The 21,753-nt window shown below is 32.8% G+C and carries 19 protein-coding genes; 12 read left to right on the top strand and 7 right to left on the bottom strand.

Annotation, left to right across the window (positions count from 1 at the left end; translation table 11 throughout):
- Nucleotides 1-92: 92 nt before the first annotated feature.
- Nucleotides 93-2,012, bottom strand: coding sequence for a DEAD/DEAH box helicase (locus QE431_RS06490; RefSeq protein WP_057118804.1), 1,920 nt, complete (start codon nt 2,010-2,012; stop codon nt 93-95).
- 204 nt (nt 2,013-2,216) lie between these two features.
- The gene (locus QE431_RS06495; protein WP_307293991.1) at nt 2,217-2,795 is read right to left on the bottom strand and encodes a non-canonical purine NTP diphosphatase; all 579 of its coding nucleotides are present in this window, start codon (nt 2,793-2,795) and stop codon (nt 2,217-2,219) included.
- 76 nt (nt 2,796-2,871) lie between these two features.
- On the opposite strand from QE431_RS06495, the gene QE431_RS06500 reads away from it, so the two are divergent.
- The gene (locus tag QE431_RS06500) at nt 2,872-4,650 is read left to right on the top strand and encodes an ABC transporter ATP-binding protein (RefSeq protein WP_307293994.1); all 1,779 of its coding nucleotides are present in this window, start codon (nt 2,872-2,874) and stop codon (nt 4,648-4,650) included.
- On the opposite strand, the gene QE431_RS06505 is transcribed toward QE431_RS06500, so the two are convergent.
- Nucleotides 4,631-5,011: a DUF2809 domain-containing protein gene (locus QE431_RS06505; RefSeq protein WP_307293996.1), complete on the bottom strand. Its 381-nt coding sequence runs from the start codon at nt 5,009-5,011 to the stop codon at nt 4,631-4,633. The genes QE431_RS06500 and QE431_RS06505 overlap by 20 nt on opposite strands.
- Nucleotides 5,012-5,245: 234 nt before the next feature.
- Between QE431_RS06505 and QE431_RS06510 the strand changes: the two genes are divergently transcribed.
- The 3 genes from QE431_RS06510 to QE431_RS06520 all read left to right on the top strand — a co-directional run bounded on the left by QE431_RS06510 (nt 5,246) and on the right by QE431_RS06520 (nt 7,498).
- On the top strand, nt 5,246-6,403 hold the full coding sequence (locus QE431_RS06510) for a glycoside hydrolase family 88 protein (RefSeq protein ID WP_307293999.1): 1,158 nt from the start codon (nt 5,246-5,248) through the stop codon (nt 6,401-6,403).
- 6 nt (nt 6,404-6,409) lie between these two features.
- Nucleotides 6,410-6,811 (top strand): hypothetical protein, encoded by a 402-nt coding sequence (locus tag QE431_RS06515; RefSeq protein WP_307294001.1) that lies wholly within the window; start codon nt 6,410-6,412, stop codon nt 6,809-6,811.
- Between the two features lie 255 nt (nt 6,812-7,066).
- Nucleotides 7,067-7,498: a hypothetical protein gene (locus tag QE431_RS06520; RefSeq protein WP_307294004.1), complete on the top strand. Its 432-nt coding sequence runs from the start codon at nt 7,067-7,069 to the stop codon at nt 7,496-7,498.
- Nucleotides 7,499-7,553: 55 nt separating this feature from the next.
- Here QE431_RS06520 and QE431_RS06525 read toward each other — a convergent pair whose 3' ends face one another.
- Both QE431_RS06525 and QE431_RS06530 read right to left on the bottom strand, forming a co-directional pair.
- Entirely contained in the window at nt 7,554-9,068 is a 1,515-nt protein-coding gene (locus QE431_RS06525; RefSeq protein WP_134140857.1) for an FMN-binding glutamate synthase family protein, read from the bottom strand.
- A gap of 37 nt (nt 9,069-9,105) precedes the next feature.
- A complete protein-coding gene (locus tag QE431_RS06530; protein ID WP_057118787.1) occupies nt 9,106-9,888 on the bottom strand; it encodes an NYN domain-containing protein in 783 nt (260 codons plus the stop codon).
- Nucleotides 9,889-10,213: 325 nt separating this feature from the next.
- On the opposite strand from QE431_RS06530, the gene azu reads away from it, so the two are divergent.
- The 3 genes from azu (at nt 10,214) to QE431_RS06545 (ending at nt 12,786) form a co-directional block, all read left to right on the top strand.
- A complete protein-coding gene (gene azu, locus QE431_RS06535) occupies nt 10,214-10,738 on the top strand; it encodes an azurin (protein ID WP_307294008.1) in 525 nt (174 codons plus the stop codon).
- A 183-nt stretch (nt 10,739-10,921) separates the two neighbouring features.
- Entirely contained in the window at nt 10,922-12,181 is a 1,260-nt protein-coding gene (locus QE431_RS06540) for an aminotransferase class I/II-fold pyridoxal phosphate-dependent enzyme (protein ID WP_057118783.1), read from the top strand.
- A 119-nt stretch (nt 12,182-12,300) separates the two neighbouring features.
- Entirely contained in the window at nt 12,301-12,786 is a 486-nt protein-coding gene (locus QE431_RS06545) for a hypothetical protein (protein ID WP_307294013.1), read from the top strand.
- A gap of 330 nt (nt 12,787-13,116) precedes the next feature.
- On the opposite strand, the gene QE431_RS06550 is transcribed toward QE431_RS06545, so the two are convergent.
- On the bottom strand, nt 13,117-14,235 hold the full coding sequence (locus tag QE431_RS06550) for a hypothetical protein (protein ID WP_057118779.1): 1,119 nt from the start codon (nt 14,233-14,235) through the stop codon (nt 13,117-13,119).
- 45 nt (nt 14,236-14,280) lie between these two features.
- Nucleotides 14,281-15,246: a transporter gene (locus QE431_RS06555; protein ID WP_057118777.1), complete on the bottom strand. Its 966-nt coding sequence runs from the start codon at nt 15,244-15,246 to the stop codon at nt 14,281-14,283.
- A gap of 123 nt (nt 15,247-15,369) precedes the next feature.
- On the opposite strand from QE431_RS06555, the gene QE431_RS06560 reads away from it, so the two are divergent.
- From QE431_RS06560 to QE431_RS06580, 5 genes are all read left to right on the top strand, one after another.
- Nucleotides 15,370-15,651 (top strand): DUF4834 family protein, encoded by a 282-nt coding sequence (locus tag QE431_RS06560; RefSeq protein WP_057119860.1) that lies wholly within the window; start codon nt 15,370-15,372, stop codon nt 15,649-15,651.
- Nucleotides 15,652-15,699: 48 nt separating this feature from the next.
- Nucleotides 15,700-18,153: a YfhO family protein gene (locus tag QE431_RS06565; RefSeq protein ID WP_307294021.1), complete on the top strand. Its 2,454-nt coding sequence runs from the start codon at nt 15,700-15,702 to the stop codon at nt 18,151-18,153.
- A gap of 64 nt (nt 18,154-18,217) precedes the next feature.
- Nucleotides 18,218-19,507: a glycosyltransferase family 4 protein gene (locus QE431_RS06570; RefSeq protein ID WP_307294023.1), complete on the top strand. Its 1,290-nt coding sequence runs from the start codon at nt 18,218-18,220 to the stop codon at nt 19,505-19,507.
- 46 nt (nt 19,508-19,553) lie between these two features.
- Complete coding sequence (locus QE431_RS06575; protein WP_057118768.1) at nt 19,554-21,023, top strand: polysaccharide biosynthesis C-terminal domain-containing protein; 1,470 nt, start codon at nt 19,554-19,556, stop codon at nt 21,021-21,023.
- 430 nt (nt 21,024-21,453) lie between these two features.
- Nucleotides 21,454-21,753: a hypothetical protein gene (locus QE431_RS06580; RefSeq protein WP_057119859.1), complete on the top strand. Its 300-nt coding sequence runs from the start codon at nt 21,454-21,456 to the stop codon at nt 21,751-21,753.

The following is a 21,753-nucleotide window of genomic DNA, read 5'->3' on the forward strand; positions in this document are numbered from 1 at the left end:
CATTCCTAGAGAGTAAGATTCTTAATATAAAAAAATCCCAAATTCCAATTATATCTGGAATTTGGGATTTTGTATTTTGAGATACTAAAGTATTAATCTCTTCTAGATCTTCTTGGTCTTGGGCTGTCGCCAAAGTTTTCAGAACGTCTTGGAGCTCTTTCTGAAGAACCATTTTCGTTTCTTGGAGCAGAACTTCTAAAACCACCTTCTCTTCTTGGAGCAGATGAATTTCTGTCGCTTCTAAAACCACCTTCTCTAGATCCTCCGTCTCTTGAAGAATTTCTGTCGCTTCTAAATCCGCCTCCAGAACCTTCACGTCTTGGAGCAAAATTTCCTTCTCTTCTTGGTCCAGAACTTCTTCCGCCGCCACGATTGTTGTGGTCGCGTCTTCCGCCTCCGTCATTTTTAGAGATCTCAACATTGATACGACGACCTTCTAATTGTACGTTGTTTAAAACGTCCATTACTTTGTCAGTATGCTGTGGATCAGTGTTAAAGAAAGAGAAACCTTCTTTTACATCAACTTTAAAGATATCATCACGACCTAAATCTAATGTTTCTTTTAAGTAATCTTTTAATGACATCCAGTCAAAATTGTCTCTAGAACCGATGTTTACAAAATAACGAACTGCTCCATTATTATTGAATTCTCTTGGTTCAGAATCTCCTCTTTCGCGTCTTTCTCCAGATTGAGCAGAAATATCTCTGTTCTTTTTGTAATAAGTAATGAAACGGTTAAATTCTACAGAAACCATTTTCTTAATCAATTCTTCTTTAGATAAATCTTCAAGAACATTGTTAATTGCTGGTAAATAGTTGTCAATTTCGTGATCAACCTCAGTATCTTTAATTTTATTTGCTAAGTGCAATAATTGGATTTCGCAGATTTCAATTCCAGATGGAATAGTTTTTTCTTCAAACTTTTGTTTGATGATTCTTTCGATAGAAGAAATTTTACGCAACTCACTTTTTGTAACAATTACAATAGAAGTTCCTAATTTTCCAGCTCTACCAGTACGACCAGAACGGTGGTTGTAAGTTTCAATTTCATCAGGTAATTGGTAGTTTACAACGTGTGTTACGTTATCAACGTCAATACCACGCGCAGCAACGTCAGTAGCAACAAGCATCTGAATTTGTCTTCCGCGGAAAGATTTCATTACACCATCACGCTGTGCTTGAGATAAATCTCCGTGTAAAGCAGCAGCACTGTATCCGTCTTCGATTAATTTTTCAGCAATAGCTTGTGTGTCTCTTTTTGTACGACAGAAAACTACAGAGAAAATATCTGGATTAGCATCAGCTAAACGTTTCAAAGCTTCATAACGGTCACGAGCATTTACTAAGTAAAATTCGTGAGAAACTGTTGCAGAACCTGAGTTTTTGGCTCCAACAGTAATTTCAACTGGGTCACTCATGAATTGTTTTGCAATTCTAGCAACCTCTTGCGGCATAGTTGCAGAGAACAACCATGTACTTTTTTCGTCTGGAGTATCTGATAAAATAGATACAATATCCTCATAGAATCCCATGTTTAACATTTCGTCAGCCTCATCAAGAATACAGTAATCTATATTTTTAATGTTAACCAAACCTCTATTAATCATGTCTTGCATTCTTCCTGGAGTTGCAACGATAATCTGCGCTCCTCTTTTAATGTCTCTAGCTTGCTCTGTAATACTAGCCCCGCCGTAAACTGCTACCACATTAATACCTTTTTCGTATTTTGAGTAGTTTTTAAGTTCGTTGGTAATCTGTAAACAAAGTTCTCGTGTTGGCGATAAAACTAATGCTTGTGTGTTTCTGTTGTCAGCATCAATTTTTTGAATTAGCGGAAAACCGAAAGCTGCCGTTTTCCCTGTCCCTGTCTGAGCCAACGCAACCATATCTGTGTCTTTTTCCAATAATAGGGGAATCGCCTTTTCCTGTACCTCTGACGGATTTTCAAATCCTAGATCTAAAATCGCCTTCAGTAACGATTCATTCAATCCTAATTGTTCAAATTTATTCATATATGTATTTAAAATAGGGTGCAAAATTACTGTTAATTATTCAGATAAACTAATGGTAATTCAAGAATTATGTATTTGTTATGATTTGATTTTCAAAAAGTTACATTTTTATTAAAATGATTTTTAATAAAAAAATCAGAAAACACACAAAAAACACGTCACGAAATCTAAAATTTAGTCTTTAAAATGTTGTATTTGAAACAATTATTTTGTGGCACTCAGGAAATCAATTAGTTGCTGAACTGCTTTTCCGCGGTGGCCTATTTTATTTTTTACTTCTAATGGCAGTTGAGCGAAGGTTTCATCAAAATTTTCAGGTTTAAAAATAGGATCATATCCAAAACCATTTGTTCCCATTTTATCTGAGGTAATAGTTCCTTTGGCAATTCCGGTAAATAAATGTTGTTTTCCTCCAAGGTTTAAAGTAATAACGGTCTTGAACTGGGCGCTGCGATTTTCTTCATTTTTTAATGTCTCTAAAAGCTTATTCATATTGTCATCTGCATTTTTTTGTTCGCCAGCATATCGCGCAGAATAAACGCCAGGTTCGCCATTTAATGCGGTTACTTCTAAGCCAGTATCATCAGCAAAACAATCATAACCATATTTTTGAGTTACATAATCGGCTTTTAAAATAGCATTTCCTTCAATTGTTTCCGCAGTTTCAGGAATATCTTCAAGGCAGTTAATATCTTCTAGACTTAATATTTTAATGCTCTCAGGAACCATACTTTGTATTTCTGCGATTTTATTTTTGTTGTTTGAAGCGAAAACGAGTTTCATAGAATTATCTGTTTAAATGATTTCAACACAAATTTAGAATTCTTATATTTGATATGTTACCTAAAAAATAAAATAAATGCAGTTATCGGTTCTTTATAAAAAAATAATGCCTTTTGTAAAGCCTTACAGAAAAATGGTAATTGCTACTTTACTGCTTACGTTTTTAGGTTCATTTGCGGCTCAGGTAAATGCTTTAATTCTAAAATACACTGTCGATACCATCAATAATTTAATGGTCGCACACGAGCCGCTTTCTAAAGGCTTTCATTTATTAGGTATTATTAGTATTGTGTTGTTAATTAAAGAATTGGTTAATTCAGTTGTACAGTTTGGGCAAAAATTCTACGGAGAAAAACTCCGCATTTTCATAACTCGTGATATTTCTCAAACTATTGTAGAAAAAATCCTGAGTTATAGAATGGAATTTTATACTTCTGATGAAAATGAAAGCGGGAAACTTCAAACCAGAATCGATCTAGGCATTAGCAGTTTAACACGATTGGTCCAAAACTTTTTTATTGATATTCTGCCATTATTTGCAAATGCTTTTGTGGCATTGGTGATAATGTTTTATGCCAATGTCTATGTTGGTTTGGTGAGTTTGTGTATTATTCCGATTTACTTTTACATCAGTCAATTGCAGGCGAGAAAATTAAGCGGATTTAGAAGACGAATGCGTAATTACCGCGAAACTAAAAACAACGGAATTATAAGTTTAATTGAATCTATTACGGTCATTAAATCTTTTGTTCGAGAATCGACAGAAGCAGAACGCCACGAAAAGATTCAATATGAAATGACTGAAAATCAATTAGCAACCAGAAAAACGAGTTTTATTTTTGAAAGCGTTAAAAGTTTTGTTGAGCAGATAGGAGTAGTGATTATCATTATATTAACAGCTTATTTTGTGTTGAACAACCAAATGACAATTGGTGCCATAATGTTTCATATTATGTTGTTTAATAATGTTTCGTCTCCGATTAGACAATTACACCGAATTTACGATGAAGTAAACGATGCTCTTATTTACTCTGAAGGCTTTTTTGATATTTTAGAATCAGAACAGGAAATAGAAACAACCGGAGATTTTATTCCAGATAAAATTAACGGATTAATAGAGGTTAAAAATGTAGATTTTGTGTATCCAAACGGAACACAGGCGCTTTATGATATTAATTTTACGGTAAAACCAAACGAGACCACAGCTTTGGTCGGATTGAGCGGCGCGGGAAAAAGTACTGTTATTAATTTGCTGGATAAATTTTACCAGCCTTCGGCTGGTCATATTTTTTTAGATGGAGTTGATTTAGCAGATTATAATACAGATTTCCTGCGTAAAAATATTGGATTGGTGCTTCAGAAAAACCATATTTTTAAAGGCACAATTGCAGAGAATATTTTATACGGAAAGCCAGAAGCATCAAAAGAGGAAATTATCGAAGCTGCCAAACAAGCCTATATTCACGAACAAGTAATTCAATTGCCAAAAGGATATGATTCTGATGCGCATTTACTTTCTGGCGGACAGCAGCAGCGAATTGCGATTGCGAGATTGTTTTTAAAAAATCCGCCCATAATTTTCTTAGATGAACCAACCGCGAGTTTAGATGCGATTGCAACAGAACAAATAAAAAAGTCTCTCGACGCCATAAAAAAAGATAGAACTGTAATTATAATTTCGCACAGTATTTCTCAGATTATTGATGCTTCGAATATTATAGTTTTAGAAAAAGGTAGATGTGTCGAAAAAGGAACTCATGACGAATTATATGATAATAAGGGAACGTATTATCAAATATTTATGGCGATGGCCAATAGTTTAAATATCGAAAAAATCACTCAGACTTTTGACTGATATAATTTAAAACTATTTTTTCGACAAGAAAAGCATAGGCAATTCCGAAAGTATAAGCAAGAATATCCGACCATAAAAATCCCTGACCTAAAACATACCTTCCAAAAAGTGTCTTTCTAAGTTCAACAATCCATTCTGCTTGATATAGTTGTAAAAACTCAATGCTGTAACAAATTAGTATAGAAATAAATGCTATTAAAAATGCTTTTTTTAATGAAAGAAATATTCGAACCAAAAAGTAAATCATAACTGCATACAAAAAATCGCCAATCCATAAGGGAATAAAAGAGATTTTTCTGGAAAGGATTCCAAGGAAAATAATGCTGAGGAAAATAATGAAGTAATAGACTCTGGATTTCAAGTTTAGTAATGCTTAGTTAGGAGCAAATTTATACTAAATCTTTTATTTCAAGATATTGAAGATTTTCTCTTTTCAAAGTTTAAAAACTTTGAAAAAGAGAAAAGAAGTGGACTTAAAGTACGTTTTTAGGGAACGAAAAATACAAATCCTCAATTGATTGACTTTATTTCATAAATTTATCAGTTCAATTAATTTACTACCAAAAATAGCCACATGAATTCAAAATTTTTTCCCATGATTTTATCTTTATTTCTTTTCGGAAATCTAAGCTATTCTCAAAAAGACAAATCATTTAATATTCAAAAGCAATTAGAATATTGTGCAGCACAGGCTTCTAAAACTTTAAAAGTGATTCCGAATGACGGGACTTCTCCGAGAACAGTTCCTAACGGAAGTAAAGAATGGAAATTTGTTGAGTACAAAGACTGGACAAGCGGATTTTGGCCTGGCGAATTATGGTTTTTGTATGAAGCGACAAAAGACAAAAAATGGGAAAAAGAAGCCGACAAATTCACCCGTTTTTTAACGCCTTTATCTGTAAGCAAAGCAAATGACCATGATTTAGGTTTTCAGGTTTTTAATAGTTTTGGAAACGGATATCGATTGACTAAAAATCCAGAGTACAAACAAATTATATTGAAAACCGCCGATACGCTGGCAACACTTTTTAATCCGAAAGTAGGAACGATCCAATCTTGGCCGCATAATAAAATGGGAGGTCATAATACGATCATTGATAATATGATGAATTTGGAACTTCTGTTTTGGGCATCTAAAAATGGCGGGGATAAAAAACTTTACGACATTGCGGTAAAACACGCAGAAACTACAATGGCAAATCATTTTAGGCCAGACAATACTTCTTATCATGTTGTAATTTATGATTTTGAAACTGGGAAAAAGATCAAAGGTAGAACGGCTCAAGGTTACAGCGATGACAGTATGTGGGCGCGCGGACAGGCTTGGGCAATCTATGGATTTACAATGACTTATAGAGAAACTAAAGATCCTAAATTTTTAGATTTCGCACATAAATTAGCTCGTGTTTATTTGGATAAATTAACAACAGAAGATTTAATTCCGTACTGGGATTTCAATGCGCCCAATATTCCTAACGAACCTAGAGATGCTTCTGCGGCAGCAATTGTTTCTTCGGCGCTTTTGGAGTTGAGTTCTTATACAAAAGATAAAAATTTGAAAAATGAATATTTAACAAAAGCTAAAAAAATGATTGTTTCACTTTCAGAGCATTATCAAAGCCATGATGTTAATTCAGCATTTTTATTGCATTCAACAGGTCATAAACCCGCAGGAAGTGAAATAGATTGTTCTATAAATTACGCAGATTATTACTATCTTGAGGCATTATTAAGACTTCAAAAACTAAAATAAAATTTCATGAAGAAAATAAGCCCAATTGTATTTGCAATAATGATGGTATTGATGCTTGCCAGCTGTAAAAATACCAAACAAAAACTTCAGGAATATGTTACGGAATATAATAAAACTGCGCCAAGCTTTAGAGCCGACCATGTAACATTAACAACAGCCCGAGGTTACATAAACGATAATAAAATTGAACTGCGTTTTGAAACCGATTTAGAACAAAATGAGGCAAACAAATTAGCTACAGGAATCGCTTTTGTGAAATTAATAAAGAAACTTATTGCCAAAGATCAGATTCCGAGACAATTGATTGAAGAAGGAGTTCAGTTTGATGTTTACTTTTTAGCCAATGACAACACGGTTCTGGGAAAAGAAATCTTAAATGGCGAATCTCTTAAATATTTTTTGAAGTAAAAAATCAGTACTTTAAAAAGTTTAATTTCCTACATATGAAAGTCTCTTTAAATAACAAATTAAAGAGACTTTTTTATGATTAGACTTCAAATAAAGCAAAAAACAGCTTTTTGAATTCTTACATTTTTTTTGTTTTTAAAGGGTAATCAATTTGTATTCAATTAATTATCTAATGTATTTTGTTGATAAAACATTGTTTTTGTATCATAAATTAATTATGTTTGAGTTAAAAAATAACTATAAAACCAATAATTTATGAAAAAAATTACCCAAATCGCATTCGCGCTCTCTTTTGCATTGTTTTTAGTTAGCTGTAAAAACACCAAGCAAAAAATTCAGGAACATGTAAGTACTTATAATAATTCTTCTTCTATAAAAGGAAACGGAATTACAAGTACAACAGCAAAAGCTTTTTTGAATGACAACAAAATCGAAATTAGAATTGAAACGAATTTAGAAGAGACGGATGCCAACAGAATTGCCTACAAAGAATCATTTCCTGATTTATTAAAAGAAATGATTAAAAATGACCAGATTTCAACTGAGTTAATTAATGAAGGAGTATCTTTTGATGTTTACTTCCTAGCTTATAATAATGCTATTTTGGCGCAGCAAGTAGTAGACAAACAAGAATTAGCGGTATTAGAAGGAACCGCGCAACCAAGTAAAGAAACTGCAAAATTGTAATTTAAATAATGGAATTAAAAAAAGCCTCTTTAGTATTTTAAAGAGGCTTTGTTGTTTATGAGAATTGCGTAACGTTTTTCAAATTATCCGGGAAATACATATCGGATAAACTAGCAAATTCGTCACCGCGCATAAAAATATTAATGTCCACATCGGCGAAACTTTTCTTTCCTGCCGCTGCTAAAAGTTCATTTGCAGAGTGCAGTGTATTTTTATGGAAATGATATACACGCTCAGATTTATCCGTCACAACCAAACCTTTCATCAGCATTTTGTTTTGAGTTGCCACTCCAGTTGGGCATTCATTATTATGGCATCGTAAAGCCTGAATACAGCCCAAAGAAAACATAAATCCTCTGGCGCTGTTACACATATCTGCTCCAAGTGCTACGGCATGTAGAATAGAATAACCAGAGATTATTTTTCCGCTACCAATAATTCGCATTTTATCACGAATTCCTAAACGAACCAGAGTTTTGTTCACGAAAATTAATGCTGGTTCAAAAGGCATTCCAACTCCATCAGCAAATTCAAGAGGCGCAGCGCCGGTTCCGCCTTCTGCACCATCTACTGTGATAAAATCCGGGTAAATATCTTCTGCAATCATTTCTTGGCAGATGGCTTCAAACTCAGCTGTGTTTCCAATACACAATTTAAATCCGATTGGTTTTCCATTAGATAAATCACGTAATTGTTTGATGAAATGAATTAATCCTTTTGCATCAGAAAAAGCATGATGGCCTGGAGGCGATAGAATCATGGTATGCGGTACAACACCTCTAATCTTAGCAATTTGTTCGGTGTTTTTAGCAGCAGGAAGAACACCTCCGTGACCTGGTTTTGCACCTTGCGAAAGTTTAATTTCGATCATTTTTACATTCGGAAGATTTGCTTTTTCTGAAAATTTTTCAGGACTAAAATTTCCTTCTGCATCACGGCACCCAAAATAACCAGTACCAATCTGCCAGGTAATATCTCCGCCGCCTGCAAGATGAAATTCTGTTAATCCGCCTTCACCGGTATTTTGGTAGAAATTTCCTTTTTTAGCACCAATATTTATGGCACGAACTGCATGTTCGCTCAAAGAACCAAAACTCATAGCAGAAACATTAAATAAAGAAGCCGAATAAGGCTGTTTGCAATCTTTTCCACCAACTAATACTCGAGGTAATTCTTCGTTTACTTGTGCTGGGAAAATAGAATGTTTGATTCCTTCGTAGTTCTCAGTATTTAAGTTTAACTGCGTTCCAAAAGGAGTGCTAGAATCAATATTTTTAGCTCTTTGATACACTAAAGAGCGCTGATTTCTAGAGAAAGGTTTTCCATCTGTAGATCTTTCAATAAAATACTGCTGAATCTCTGGTGCAATCATTTCAAATAAATATCTGAAATAACCCAGAACAGGGAAATTCCTTAAAATAGCATGTTTTTTTTGAGAAGCGTTATAAGCTCCAATAATCAATAAAATAGGAATAATAAAAACGAGTAAATAGCCTCGGCCGGTATAATAGTAAATTGCTGCAACAATTAGAAACAATAAGAATCCGTAAATAAAGAATTTCTTTCTCATGTTTTTAAAAAATTAAATAGGTAATAAATGCGGGTAATTAATTGAATCGTAAACGCACATAAACGTGTTTGATTCCTTTTTTGTCAGATTCTCTTTCATCAATCTCCAGAATATCTGTTAATGACTTCAACATTGGCGTAAGCTTAGAGTAGCCATAATTTCGAGGGTCAAATTCAGGTTTTTTCTTCACAACCAAGTTTCCTACATCTCCTAAAAATGCCCATCCGTCATCATCTTCAAGATCTTCGATTGTAGCTTCTATAAGTTCTATAGTTTGTTTGTCAACTTTATGGAGTGCTTTTTCAGCTGGTTTCTCAACTGGCTTTTTAGTGTCGGCAGCAGTATGAGTTTTTGGTTTTTTCTTCTGAATTGCACCGTCCAAAACTTCAATGTAGATAAATCTATCGCAGGCAACAATAAACGAACTTGGAGTTTTCTTTTCGCCAATGCCAATTACTTTCATGCCGGATTCTCTCAAACGAATTGCCAGACGCGTAAAATCGCTGTCACTCGAAACAATGCAGAAACCGTCTAACTTTCCTGAATATAAAAGATCCATAGCATCAATAATCAATGCTGAATCTGAAGAGTTTTTACCAACTGTATAACTATATTGCTGAATAGGAGTGATGGCATGTTCTAATAAAACACCTTTCCATCCGTTAGCATTTGGTTTTGTCCAATCGGCATAAATCCTTTTAGTGGTTGGAGTTCCCAGCTTTGCGATTTCTTCCATCATACCTTTTACATTGCTGTAAGGCACATTGTCCGCATCAATAAGAACAGCCAGTTTTAAATCTTTTGAGTTGCTTAAAGGCATTATTTCAATATTAGAAAATTAAGGATTCTCAAAGTTAAAATTAAAATTGGTTTTTATAAGAATCGAATGATGAATTAGTGATTTTATTAACACTAATTATTTTCATTATAAATAATGTTTGTAGAGTTAAAAATGAATTAAAGATACGGTTGTCTTTTGTTTTATGTCTATCTATATTTGTGTTGGTTTTAATTGAAAAATTCATGCTTTTAAAGAGTGTGAGCAGAGAATTAGAACTTTAGTTTTAAAAGAATAAGCCTTTAAAAGAATTCCGCTCGGAATAATATATTGAATACAAACAATAACATTTATAAATTATCTTAAAATGAATACAAAAACAAAATTTTCAATAATGATCCTAATGGGATTTTTAGCAATAACTTCTTGTGGAAAAAAAGAAACAACTCCAGCTGACCAGACTGAAAAAAGTGAATCATCAACAGAAGGAGAAGCGGTACCAGTAACATCAACAGAAGAAAATGTATTAATTATTGAAGGAAATGACCAAATGCAGTTCAACACAAATGAATTACATGCTGTTGCCGGAAAACCAATTAAATTGACTTTAAAGCATGTTGGAAAAATTCCAAAAGAGGCAATGGGACATAATTTAGTAATATTGAAAGAAGGAACAGATGAAGCTGCTTTTGCGCTTAAAGCGAATGATGCAGCGGCGACTGATTATATCCCTGAATCTGAAAAAGCTTCGATTATTGCTCACACTAAATTGTTAGGAGGCGGAGAAGAAGACACAATCGAATTTACAATTGATAAGAAAGGAACATACAAATATATTTGCTCTTTCCCTGGCCATGTGGCTATGATGAAAGGTGTACTAATTGTAGAGTAAGCTATTCCTGAATCTTTTTACGGAATTAGTTCTTATGAAATCTGTATAAGTGATTTTGAGGTAAATCTTGTTAAAATTTTACCGCAGAAAATTTTAAATAAAAATAAATGACACTCTGAATTTTAGAATAATAATGATTATTTTTGCTCGCTGATTAAGTTAAAAAAATTACTACACTATATTATGGTAAAAGATTTATTCGAAAGAATTCAGGACAATAAGGGACCTTTAGGAAAATGGGCTTCTCAAGCAGAGGGCTATTATGTTTTCCCAAAGTTAGAAGGAGAGTTGGGTCCTAGAATGACATTTCATGGAAAAAATATTTTAAACTGGAGTTTAAATGATTATTTAGGTCTAGCAAATCATCCAGAAGTTCGTAAGGCAGATACAGATGCAGCAGCTCAGTTTGGTGCGGCTTATCCGATGGGAGCTCGTATGATGTCTGGACACACTACGTACCACGAACAATTAGAAAATGAATTGGCTGCTTTTGTAATGAAAGAATCTGCTTATTTATTGAATTTTGGTTACCAAGGAATGGTTTCTATCATTGATGCTTTGGTTACTAAAAATGATATCATTGTTTATGACGTTGATTCACATGCTTGTATCATTGATGGTGTTCGTTTGCACATGGGTAAGCGTTTCACATACAAACACAATGATCTAGAGAGTATGGAGAAAAACTTGCAGCGTGCTACTAAAATGGCCGAAGAAACAGGCGGAGGTATTTTATTTATTACCGAAGGTGTTTTTGGAATGCGTGGACAGCAAGGAAAACTAAAAGAAATTGTTGCCTTAAAGCAAAAATACAATTTCCGTTTATTGGTAGATGATGCACACGGTTTTGGTACACTTGGTAAAACAGGTGCTGGAGCAGGTGAGGAGCAGGGAGTTCAAGACGATATTGATGTTTACTTCTCTACTTTTGCAAAATCTATGGCTAATATTGGTGCTTTCGTAGCGGCTGATAAAACAGTTATTGATTATTTAAAATACAATTTACGTTCTCAAATGTTCGCAAAAGCGTTACCAATGATCCAGACACTTGGTTCTTTGAAACGTTTAGAATTATTGCGTAATTCTTCTGAAATTAAAGATAAACTTTGGGAAAATGTAAATGCATTACAAAGCGGTCTTAAAGAAAAAGGATTTAACATTGGAGATACAAACACTTGTATTACACCGGTTTACCTAGAAGGAAGTATTCCTGAAGCAATGGTAATGGTAAACGATTTAAGAGAAAACTACGGTATTTTCCTTTCTATTGTTGTTTATCCAGTTATTCCAAAAGGAATTATTTTGTTAAGAATGATTCCGACAGCTTCTCATACACTTGCTGATATTGAAGAAACGTTAACTGCTTTCGAAGCAATTCGTGAGAAATTGGTAAACGGAACTTATAAAGAAATTGCTGAACGTACGACTGTAGACGTTTCGTAATTACCAGAAATAGAATTTCCTTAGGTGGGAATTATGTAAAAAATCCATTCGTTATGCGAATGGATTTTTTTTTATTTAAGGTAACTTTATATCATAATCACAAAATAAAAATAACAATTATGAAAAAAGTATTAATACTAACAACCCTTATTTTGACGGTTCTTGTATCTTGTAAAAAAGAAACTACAACGACAGAGCCAGTACAAATAGCACCAAGCCCGCCAAAAGAAGCAGAGATTGTAGAACCAGCTGGTGATCAATGCTATGCGTGGAGAGCTAATGGAAGTATTATTGAAATGAGTTTTAATGTAAACTCACATCAAGAAGTAAACGGGAAACTAAGCTACAACTTAGTAGGAAAAGATAAAAATGAAGGAACATTGATAGGTAACATGAAAGGCGATACTTTAATTGCCGATTATACCTTTAGTTCTGAAGGAGTTTCATCTGTTAGAGAGGTTGCTTTTTTACAAAAAGATGGTACTTTTATTGAAGGATACGGCGATGTAGTAACAGCAAACGATAAAGTTTCTTTTAAAGATAAATCAAAATTAAAATTTGACGCAAAAAATACATTGACAAAAGTAGATTGTAAAGTAGAGTAAATAAACAAGAGTGCTTTAATGTAAAAATCCATTCGTTTGGGGGCGAATGGATTTTTTTTATTGTAATTAGGATTAGTCTTTAGTCTTAAGTTTGTCTATGTAACCGCTCGAATTTCCGTTCCAATAACACTTTGAGCAACGATGATTATTAAATTCGTGTTTACAATTTTTATAACCATACAATTGATGAGCACATTCAGGACATAAATTCTTCATTTGAGATGATTTTTCGTAAAATTCACTTTTACATTCTTCACAAATTTTTTTTGAATACTTATCTAAAACCATATTGTGCTAAACTGAACACTTAAAACTACGACTGAAAACTAATTAAAGATTCTTCAAATAAGTCTTTCTCTGACAGTGAATAACTGGATCAAAGTTTTTCCAAAGCAAATGAATCGCATTGTTCTCTAATAACTCTGGAGTTCTAATACAATTACGAATTCCTTTTTCTGAAAATGTTTTATAATATTCATCAAAAATAATTGCCGTTACCCCCTTGTTTTGATAATCAGGATGAACTCCGATTAGGTAAAAAACAACATCTTTACTGTGCTTTTTGGCTTTCAATAATTGTAAAAAACCAAATGGAAATAATTTACCTTTTATTTTTTGTAACGCTTCTGTAAAACTTGGCATTACAATACTAAAGGCCACTAAATTGTCATCTTTATCAACAACGAATTTGATATATTCCGGATTGATAAAACTGATATATTTTTTTTTAAAATATTCTTTTTGAACGTCTGAAATTGCTACAAACGATGCGAGGTTGGCATATGTTTCATTAAACAAATCAAACATTTTGTCTACGTGAGGCATAATGTCTTTTGTCTTAGTAAAATTAAGTGCTCGCAGTTCGTAACGTTTTTTAATTAAAGCCTGTGCTTTTAAGAAAAACTCCGGTTTTACATTCGAAAAAGGAAATATACTCTCGATATATTGTTTCTCAACTTGAAAACCTAATTGCTCTAAATGAGTTACATAATAAGGATGATTGTACCAGGTAATCATTGTTCCTACTTGATCGTAACCTTCTGTCAGAAGGCCAACCTTGTCGAGATTAGAAAACCCCATTGGGCCTTCTGCATGTTCTAAATTATGACTTCTTCCTAATTCAAAAACCTTTTCAAGCAAAGCTTTTGTTACTTCAATATCATCAATTACATCAAACCAGCCGAAACGTACTTTTCTCTTATGCTGATTGTTAACTTCAGACCAATTGATAATAGCAGTGATACGACCAACAATTTTATTGTCTTTGTAAGCCAAATAAAAATAAGCTTCAGCATTGTCAAAAGCTGGATTTTTGGTTTTATCAAAAGATTCCAATTCGTCTGCAATAATTGGCGGTACCCAATACGGATTATCCTTGTATAATGAGAAAGGAAATTTAATGTATTCGGTTAATTCTTTTTTGCTTTTGGCTTCTTTAATTGTAATCATTCAAGTGGTATTGAGAGTCTCTTTTAGTTGAGTTGTGTTATTATTTTATTCGTATTTAGCTTTACGTCTTCTTTCTTTTTCTTGGTAATCCACATTTTTTTCATTTTCAGGATTCTTCTTTGCTTTTTCCTGAGCTTTATTTAATGCTTGTTTATCTTTGTACCATCCATCATAACGCCATGATATTCCCACTCCTCCATATAAAACAGACGGTGTATTCTTAAAGTTAGTACTTATAGAGGCATCAACCTGCATGTTTGGAGAAAGAAGATAAGCAGCTCCGCCTCGAACAATTGCATCGCTGTAAAAATCACTTTTATAGCCTTGATTTTCAACAAAACCAGACCATTTTTCGTTAAATCCGTGTGTCAAAGTTAATACATATCCGTAACTTGGATAATCAGTTCCAATATAATCAGCAATAATATTGGTTACAAAAACCCATTTTCCTCCTCCAAATAAGTTTTGGGTAATCAAAGAAACTTTTGGGGAAATCGCTCCATCAGGAGAGAAATAATATGGATTATCAGCCCCAACAAAATTTGCTCCTGCAAATATAGAAACTGCCGGGATTAATTCACGCCAATTAAAACTATGATTGGCTTTATAGCTGTAGATGTTTACTTCTCTTTTATTTTTGTAAGGATCGTAAATAAGATATTTGGCACCTAAGACAGTCTGCCTGAAATTATTTTTTTTGTAGCTGGTAAATGGAGTGTCAAAATTTTCCATTTGATATTGAACATCAAGAACAAATTCTAATTGTTCAAAAAAAGCACCGTATCTAAGCGAAAAGTCGGTTCCAAAACCGCTGGCATCATAATTTAATAGATCATGTTTTTCCTTGATGCCGTAAACTCCTAATTCGGCTTGGATTACTGATTTTCCAACACCGTATGCGGACATAGTTTCGCCTGGGCGATTTGAGTTGATGACATCAGTATATTGTGCAAAAAACAATTGTGGAATAAAAAAAAGTACCGGGGCAAGTAAGTTTTTAATTTTGAACATATAATTTTTTTTGGATTAAAATATAATAACGCATATCAAATGTACATATTTTATTATTTATTTAAGATTCATATTTTATTTTTAAACAACGGATTTATTAATTTTGGAAAAAATTTTACAGTTATGCAAGAAGCATCATTTTCAGGTTTAAGATTAATTATTGGCATTATTGCCTTTTATTACATTTTTAAATTCTTAGCTAGAATCTTTTTACCAGTATTGGTAAAAAAGGCTGTTGAAAACGCAAGTCAAAATTTTCAGAGACAACAGCAATATCAAAGCAATACTTGGCAGAATAATAATAACAATACTAAAGACGAAATAATTATTAATACTGCAAATGCTAAAAACCCGCGCGAAACCAAAAAAGTGGGAGAGTATGTTGATTACGAAGAAATAGATTAGATTTGTGTCCTGAAAATTTAGGATCATTTTAACCCAAACCAGCCAAAATTGAAAATAGTAAATAAGTTCTATCCGCACGCCCTTGTTGTACTGGGCTTTATCCTTGTATCATTAATTTATTTTTATCCAGTTCTGCAAGGAAAACAAATTTTCCAATCTGATATTGCTCAATACACCGGAATGGCAAAGGAGCAAAATGACTTTAGAGCTGTGGAAAATGCTGAACCTTATTGGACAAATTCAGCTTTTGGTGGTATGCCTACTTATCAGCTTGGAGCAAATTATCCAAATGATTTTGTTGGAAAGATAGATGATGTACTGCGTTTTCTGCCACGTCCTGCAGATTATTTATTTTTATATTTTCTTGGTTTTTATGGTTTGTTATTAGTTTTAAAAACCGATCCTTTAAAAGCTTTTATTGGAGCCATTGCGTTTGGTTTTTCTACTTATTTAATCATTATTTTAGGAGTTGGACACAATGCTAAAGCTCACGCTATTGCGTATATGCCTTTGGTAATTGCTGGTTTTATACTCGTCTTTCAGAAAAAATATGTCTGGGGAGGTTTGCTCACCATGTTTGCAGTGGCATTAGAAATTAATGCCAACCACTTCCAAATGACCTATTATTTATTGATTTTCTTATTGATACTTTCAGGTTATTTTGCTTTTGATTTCATTAAAAATAAAGAATATAAGCCGCTTTTAATTTCAATTGGTACTTTGATTGTTGCTGGGATTTTTGCAATTGGAGCCAATGCAGGAAATTTATTAGCAACTAGCGAATACGCAAAATATAGTATCAGAGACAAAAGTGAGTTGACTTTTAATCCAGATGGATCTAAAAATGAAACCACTGCGTCAATGACAACGGATTATATTACAGAATATAGTTATGGTATTGCGGAAAGTTTGAATTTAATTGCTCCTCGTATTTTTGGAGGTTCAAGCCATGAAAATGTAGGTACAGACAGCCGCATGTATGAATTCATGCTGGAAAAAGGCGTACCAGCAAGTCAAGCACAAGATTTTGTTTCAGCAATGCCTACTTATTGGGGCGATCAGCCAATAGTTTCTGCACCCGCCTATATTGGAGCAGTAGTTTTCTTTTTGGCAGTTTTAGCTTTGTTTATTGACGAAAGAAAAATCAAATACGTGTTTTTAGCAGGAGCCTTATTTACACTGGTACTTTCTTGGGGAAAAAATTTCTCATTATTGACAAATTTTTTCATAGAGTATGTTCCAATGTACGATAAGTTTAGAGCCGTTTCTTCTATTCAAGTCATATTAGAGCTGTGTTTTCCTGTTTTGGCTGTTATGGGATTACAATCCTTTTTTAAAGCTAAAGATGAACCGAAATTGCAACAAAAAGCATTAGTTCAAACAGGAGTTTTTGGTTTAGGAATTCTAGTTATTTTGCTAATTGCTAAAGGTTTTTTCCATTTTACTGGAGCAAGCGACCAATATTTCCTAGAAAGCTACGGACCAGAATTTGTTGATGCGCTGAAAGAAGACAGAATGACAATGTATTACGCAGATTTATTAAGATCTGGATTTTTAATCGTAGTTACTTTTGTAATTCTTTGGATGTTTATTAAAAATAAATTTTCACAGACAACAACTTTAATCATAGTTGGAATCGTGATGGTTTTCGATTTGTTTTTTGTGGACAAAAAATATGTTTCGGCTAAAGATTTTGTTAGCCCAGTTCAAATTGCTGCGCCTTTTCAAGAAACACCTGCCGATTCTCAAATTTTAAAAGATACATCAATTTACCGTGTTTTTGATCTTCAAGGGCAATTACAAGGAAGATCTTCATATTTCCATAAAACAATTGGAGGATACAGTGCCGTAAGACCTAGAAGAATGCAGCAGTTGTATGATTACCAAATTGCTAAAAATAATTTAGAAGTGCTTAATATGCTAAATGTTAAGTATGTAATTCAAGTGGATAAAGAAGGAAACCAGATTCCGACTCAAAATCCAGATGCTAATGGAAACGCTTGGTTTGTAGGTTCTGTAAAATTGGTCAACAAAGCAGACGATGTGATGAAAGCGCTTAATAGTTTAAATACTAAAAAAGTCGCAGTTTTTAATGTTCATGAACATGAGGGTAAATTTAAAAATGCTCGTTTAAAGAAAGCTTGGGATACAACAGGAACAATAAAAGTAGTTACCTATAAGCCAAATTACATCAAATACAAATCTGAAAATAAAGGAGATGGTTTAGCTGTATTCTCTGAGATGTACTATAAAAATGGCTGGAATGCTTATGTAGATGGTAAATTGACAGATCATTTTCCTGTAGATTATGTTTTAAGAGCAATGGAAATTCCTCAAGGAAAACATACTATAGAGTTTAAATTTGAACCTCAAGTTATTAAAACTGGAGGAACAATTACTTTGATTAGTTCAATTGGAATGTTACTGCTTTTAGCTGGAGGAATTTATTTTGAAAAATTTCGTAAAGATTCAAAAAGTAATAGCGGAGATACTCAAAAATAATTTAAAATCTTTGTGACACTTAGTGGATACTTTGTGAATCTCTGTGGAACTGAATAAATCCTAAATGGAACAAAAAAAGCTCTTAATAATTACCTATTACTTTCCGCCCGCTGGTGGACCTGGTGTGCAACGCTGGTTGAAATTTGTGAAATATTTACCAGAATTTGATGTGCAGCCAATAGTTTATGTTCCAGAAAACCCTACATATCCAATTGTTGACGAAGGTTTGGTCAGTGAAATATCAGACAAAGTAATTGTTCTAAAGAATAAAATATGGGAGCCATACCAATTGGCTTCTGTTTTTTCAAAAAATAAAACTAAAAAAATTAGTTCTGGTATCTTTCCGCAAAAGAAAAAACAGACATTTTTAGATAAGACCTTTCTCTGGGTTCGAGGAAATCTTTTTATTCCAGATGCCCGCGTTTTTTGGGTAAAACCATCAGTGTCTTATCTTGAAAAATACATTCAGGAGAATAATATCGATACCATTGTAACTTCTGGTCCGCCACATAGTTTACATTTAATTGGTTTAGAATTACAGCAGAAATTAAAAGTAAAATGGTTTGCCGATTTTCGTGATCCCTGGACAACGATTGGTTATCATAAAGCACTTCGTTTATCTTCTTACGCTGAAAAAAAGCATAAAAGTCTAGAGCATAAAGTCCTTAATTCTGCTGATGAAATTATTGTAACAAGCAAAACCACAAAAACAGAGTTTGAGGCTATTACCAACAAGCCAATTACAGTAATTACAAATGGTTATGATGTCGAAACTGTCGAAAAACAGACTTTAGATAGTAAATTTAGTTTAGCTCATATAGGTTCTTTTTTATCAGACAGAAATCCGCCATTTTTGTGGGAGGTTTTGGTTGAGTTGTTAAAAGAAGTTCCAGAGTTTAAATCACATTTAGAAATCAAACTTATTGGTGCGGTAAGCCAGGAAGTGCTAGACGCAATAAAAGACCATCAATTAAATGATTATTTAAATTTGCTGGGTTATGTCTCGCATCAGGAAGCAGTTGCACATCAAAGAAAATCTCAGGTTTTACTTTTAATAGAGATTAATTCTGAAGATACTAAAAGCATTATTCCCGGAAAATTATTCGAATACATGGTTTCAAATCGTCCAATTATCGCTATCGGACCGCAAGGTTCTGACTTTGCAGATATTGTGACGCAGACCAATACAGGAGTATTTTTTGATTATTCTGAAAAAGCGAAGTTAAAAAGTGTAATTTTGGACTTTTTTAATCAGTTTTTGGAAGGGAAATTGCAAGCACACGGAATTGGTTTACAGCAATATTCCAGAAAAAATTTAACCAAACAGTTATCACAGCTGATTAGTAAATCATAGATTGTAAAAATCTAAAATCTAAAAATCTAAATTCAGAAATCCAAACATGGGTATTGTCTTAAATCAGTCTTTTAAAAATACTGTAATTACATATATTGGCTTTGGCATCGGAGCCATTAATACACTTTATTTATATCCAATTTTCCTTGGAGCAACCTTTTATGGTTTAACTAACTATATAACTTCAAGTGCAAATGTTATAATGCCTTTGTTTGCTATTGGAATGCAAAATACATTAGTAAAGTTTTATTCTCAATACAAAACCGAGGAAGAAAAATCTCAATTTTTATCTTTTACGGTCTTGTTTCCGATTCTATTAATAATTCCGCTCTTATTAATCGGACTTTGTTTCTATGATGAAATTTTGTTCTTTTTGTCAAAAAAGAATGCAATTGTAAAAACTTACGTATGGCTGATCCCGTTTATCGGATTGACTATGGCTTATTTCGAAATTTTTTATGCTTGGGCACGTGTTCATATGCATTCTGTTTTTGGAAATTTTATTAAGGAAATTGGTTTACGATTGTTTTCCTTATTCTTATTGATAGCGGTTTACTATAATGTACTCAGTGTTGAAGGATTTGTATATGCAACTGCAGTATTATATTTACTAGCATTTTTAGTTACGATGTTCTATGCGTTTAGTGTAAAGAAACCGCATTTTCAGATTGCTAGACCAAAAAACACAAAAGATATACTCGTATATACATTTTATATTATTTTGTCGGGAAGTGTCGCTAATTTACTATTAGACGGAGATAAAATGATATTGAATCAATATATGATTATCGATAACATTGCATTTTATTCTGTGGCAACTTACATTGCCTTGGTAATTTCGGTTCCAAGCCGTGCGATGCACCAAATCGTTTATCCGATTACGGCTAAATTGATGCACGAAAACAAACACGATGAATTAAACCAGCTTTATAAAAAGACATCTATAAATCTGCAAATGGTCGGCGGATTTGTAATGCTATGTATTTTTGTTAATATTAATCAATTGTACGAATTAGTTCCAAAGGAATACAGCGGCGGAATTGCAGTTGTATTTATGATTGGTCTTTCAAAATATTTTGATTTGATTTTAGGAAACAATAATGCCATCATATTCAATACCAAATATTACAGAATGGTTTTATATTTAGGATTAATGCTAGTTGTTCTGACAATAGTTTTGAACATGATTTTTATTCCTATTTTCGGAATTTTCGGTTCTGCTTTTGCAACCCTTTTGTCTATTACTTTGTATAGCTTGGCAAAACTACTTTTTGTGGTTAAAAAACTTCATCTTTATCCTTTTACCAAAGAGACAATTTATTCGATACTTTTAACTTTCGCATTGTTTTTAGTATTTTATTTCTGGGAGTTTCCTTTTTTCCAGTTAATAAGCATTGCCCTAAAATCTATTTTGGTAACGATTGTATATGTGTATCTGAATTATAAATTTAAAATCTCTCCAGATATCAATAATGTAATTGATACAATTTTTAAAAAGATAGGAATTAAAATCTAATACCATTTTTATATTGATTTTATCAAAGAATAAGAGGTCGTCTTAATGCTTAATATCAGTATATTCTTTCTTTTTTGTTTTTGGATAGAAAAAATCAGATGCTTCATATCATTTCCTTCTATAAAGGCATTTCACGAATGTAAGACCTCATGTAAAGGATTATGAATAAATTCTTACTTCATTGTTTTTGATGTATAAAGTTAATTAATTGAAAACGAGTGATTAATTTTTAAATTTTAACACTTGAATATTTTGTAATTAATTTAATAAAAATTAACTTTATCATGAAAGTTTAGCATTACTTTCATGCAATTGCAGTTTTTTTTCTAACAAAATGATGAAGTGTAGGTATTTTTTTATTTTTTAGAATTCAATAATTTTGCAAGAAATTACAAATAAAGTATTAGAATTAATTGTAGTATTAATAATTATGAAAGACAATCATCTCAGCCAAGAACAAAGCATGCAGGTATTTTCTAATATGATATCAAATAAAGTTCATAATGGATTTACGCTGGAAGAAAGAAATGATAAATTGCTTTTCGCAGTTTTATCTAAAGGAGGTAAAGTGGTTAACCACAGTTTAAATTTCATGATTTTTTGTTTGACTCTTGGACTATGGTCATTTGCTTGGCTATATCTTACAATCGAAGCTTCAAAACAAAAAAAGATCTTAGTAGCTATTGATGAAGACGGATTTCCTTTTGAGGAAAGATGTTTAGTAGCTTAG

The sequence above is a fragment of the Flavobacterium sp. SORGH_AS_0622 genome (genome assembly GCF_030818825.1).
In the GTDB taxonomy this organism is placed as follows: domain Bacteria; phylum Bacteroidota; class Bacteroidia; order Flavobacteriales; family Flavobacteriaceae; genus Flavobacterium.

Coding starts and splice junctions, on each gene's coding strand:
- QE431_RS06490 (WP_057118804.1), bottom strand. CDS start 2,012: ATGAATAAATTTGAACAATTAGGATTGAATGAATCGTTACTGAAGGCG.
- QE431_RS06495 (WP_307293991.1), bottom strand. CDS start 2,795: ATGAAACTCGTTTTCGCTTCAAACAACAAAAATAAAATCGCAGAAATA.
- QE431_RS06500 (WP_307293994.1), top strand. CDS start 2,872: ATGCAGTTATCGGTTCTTTATAAAAAAATAATGCCTTTTGTAAAGCCT.
- QE431_RS06510 (WP_307293999.1), top strand. CDS start 5,246: ATGATTTTATCTTTATTTCTTTTCGGAAATCTAAGCTATTCTCAAAAA.
- QE431_RS06515 (WP_307294001.1), top strand. CDS start 6,410: ATGAAGAAAATAAGCCCAATTGTATTTGCAATAATGATGGTATTGATG.
- QE431_RS06520 (WP_307294004.1), top strand. CDS start 7,067: ATGAAAAAAATTACCCAAATCGCATTCGCGCTCTCTTTTGCATTGTTT.
- QE431_RS06525 (WP_134140857.1), bottom strand. CDS start 9,068: ATGAGAAAGAAATTCTTTATTTACGGATTCTTATTGTTTCTAATTGTT.
- QE431_RS06530 (WP_057118787.1), bottom strand. CDS start 9,888: ATGCCTTTAAGCAACTCAAAAGATTTAAAACTGGCTGTTCTTATTGAT.
- azu (WP_307294008.1), top strand. CDS start 10,214: ATGAATACAAAAACAAAATTTTCAATAATGATCCTAATGGGATTTTTA.
- QE431_RS06540 (WP_057118783.1), top strand. CDS start 10,922: ATGGTAAAAGATTTATTCGAAAGAATTCAGGACAATAAGGGACCTTTA.
- QE431_RS06545 (WP_307294013.1), top strand. CDS start 12,301: ATGAAAAAAGTATTAATACTAACAACCCTTATTTTGACGGTTCTTGTA.
- QE431_RS06550 (WP_057118779.1), bottom strand. CDS start 14,235: ATGATTACAATTAAAGAAGCCAAAAGCAAAAAAGAATTAACCGAATAC.
- QE431_RS06555 (WP_057118777.1), bottom strand. CDS start 15,246: ATGTTCAAAATTAAAAACTTACTTGCCCCGGTACTTTTTTTTATTCCA.
- QE431_RS06560 (WP_057119860.1), top strand. CDS start 15,370: ATGCAAGAAGCATCATTTTCAGGTTTAAGATTAATTATTGGCATTATT.
- QE431_RS06570 (WP_307294023.1), top strand. CDS start 18,218: ATGGAACAAAAAAAGCTCTTAATAATTACCTATTACTTTCCGCCCGCT.
- QE431_RS06575 (WP_057118768.1), top strand. CDS start 19,554: ATGGGTATTGTCTTAAATCAGTCTTTTAAAAATACTGTAATTACATAT.
- QE431_RS06580 (WP_057119859.1), top strand. CDS start 21,454: ATGAAAGACAATCATCTCAGCCAAGAACAAAGCATGCAGGTATTTTCT.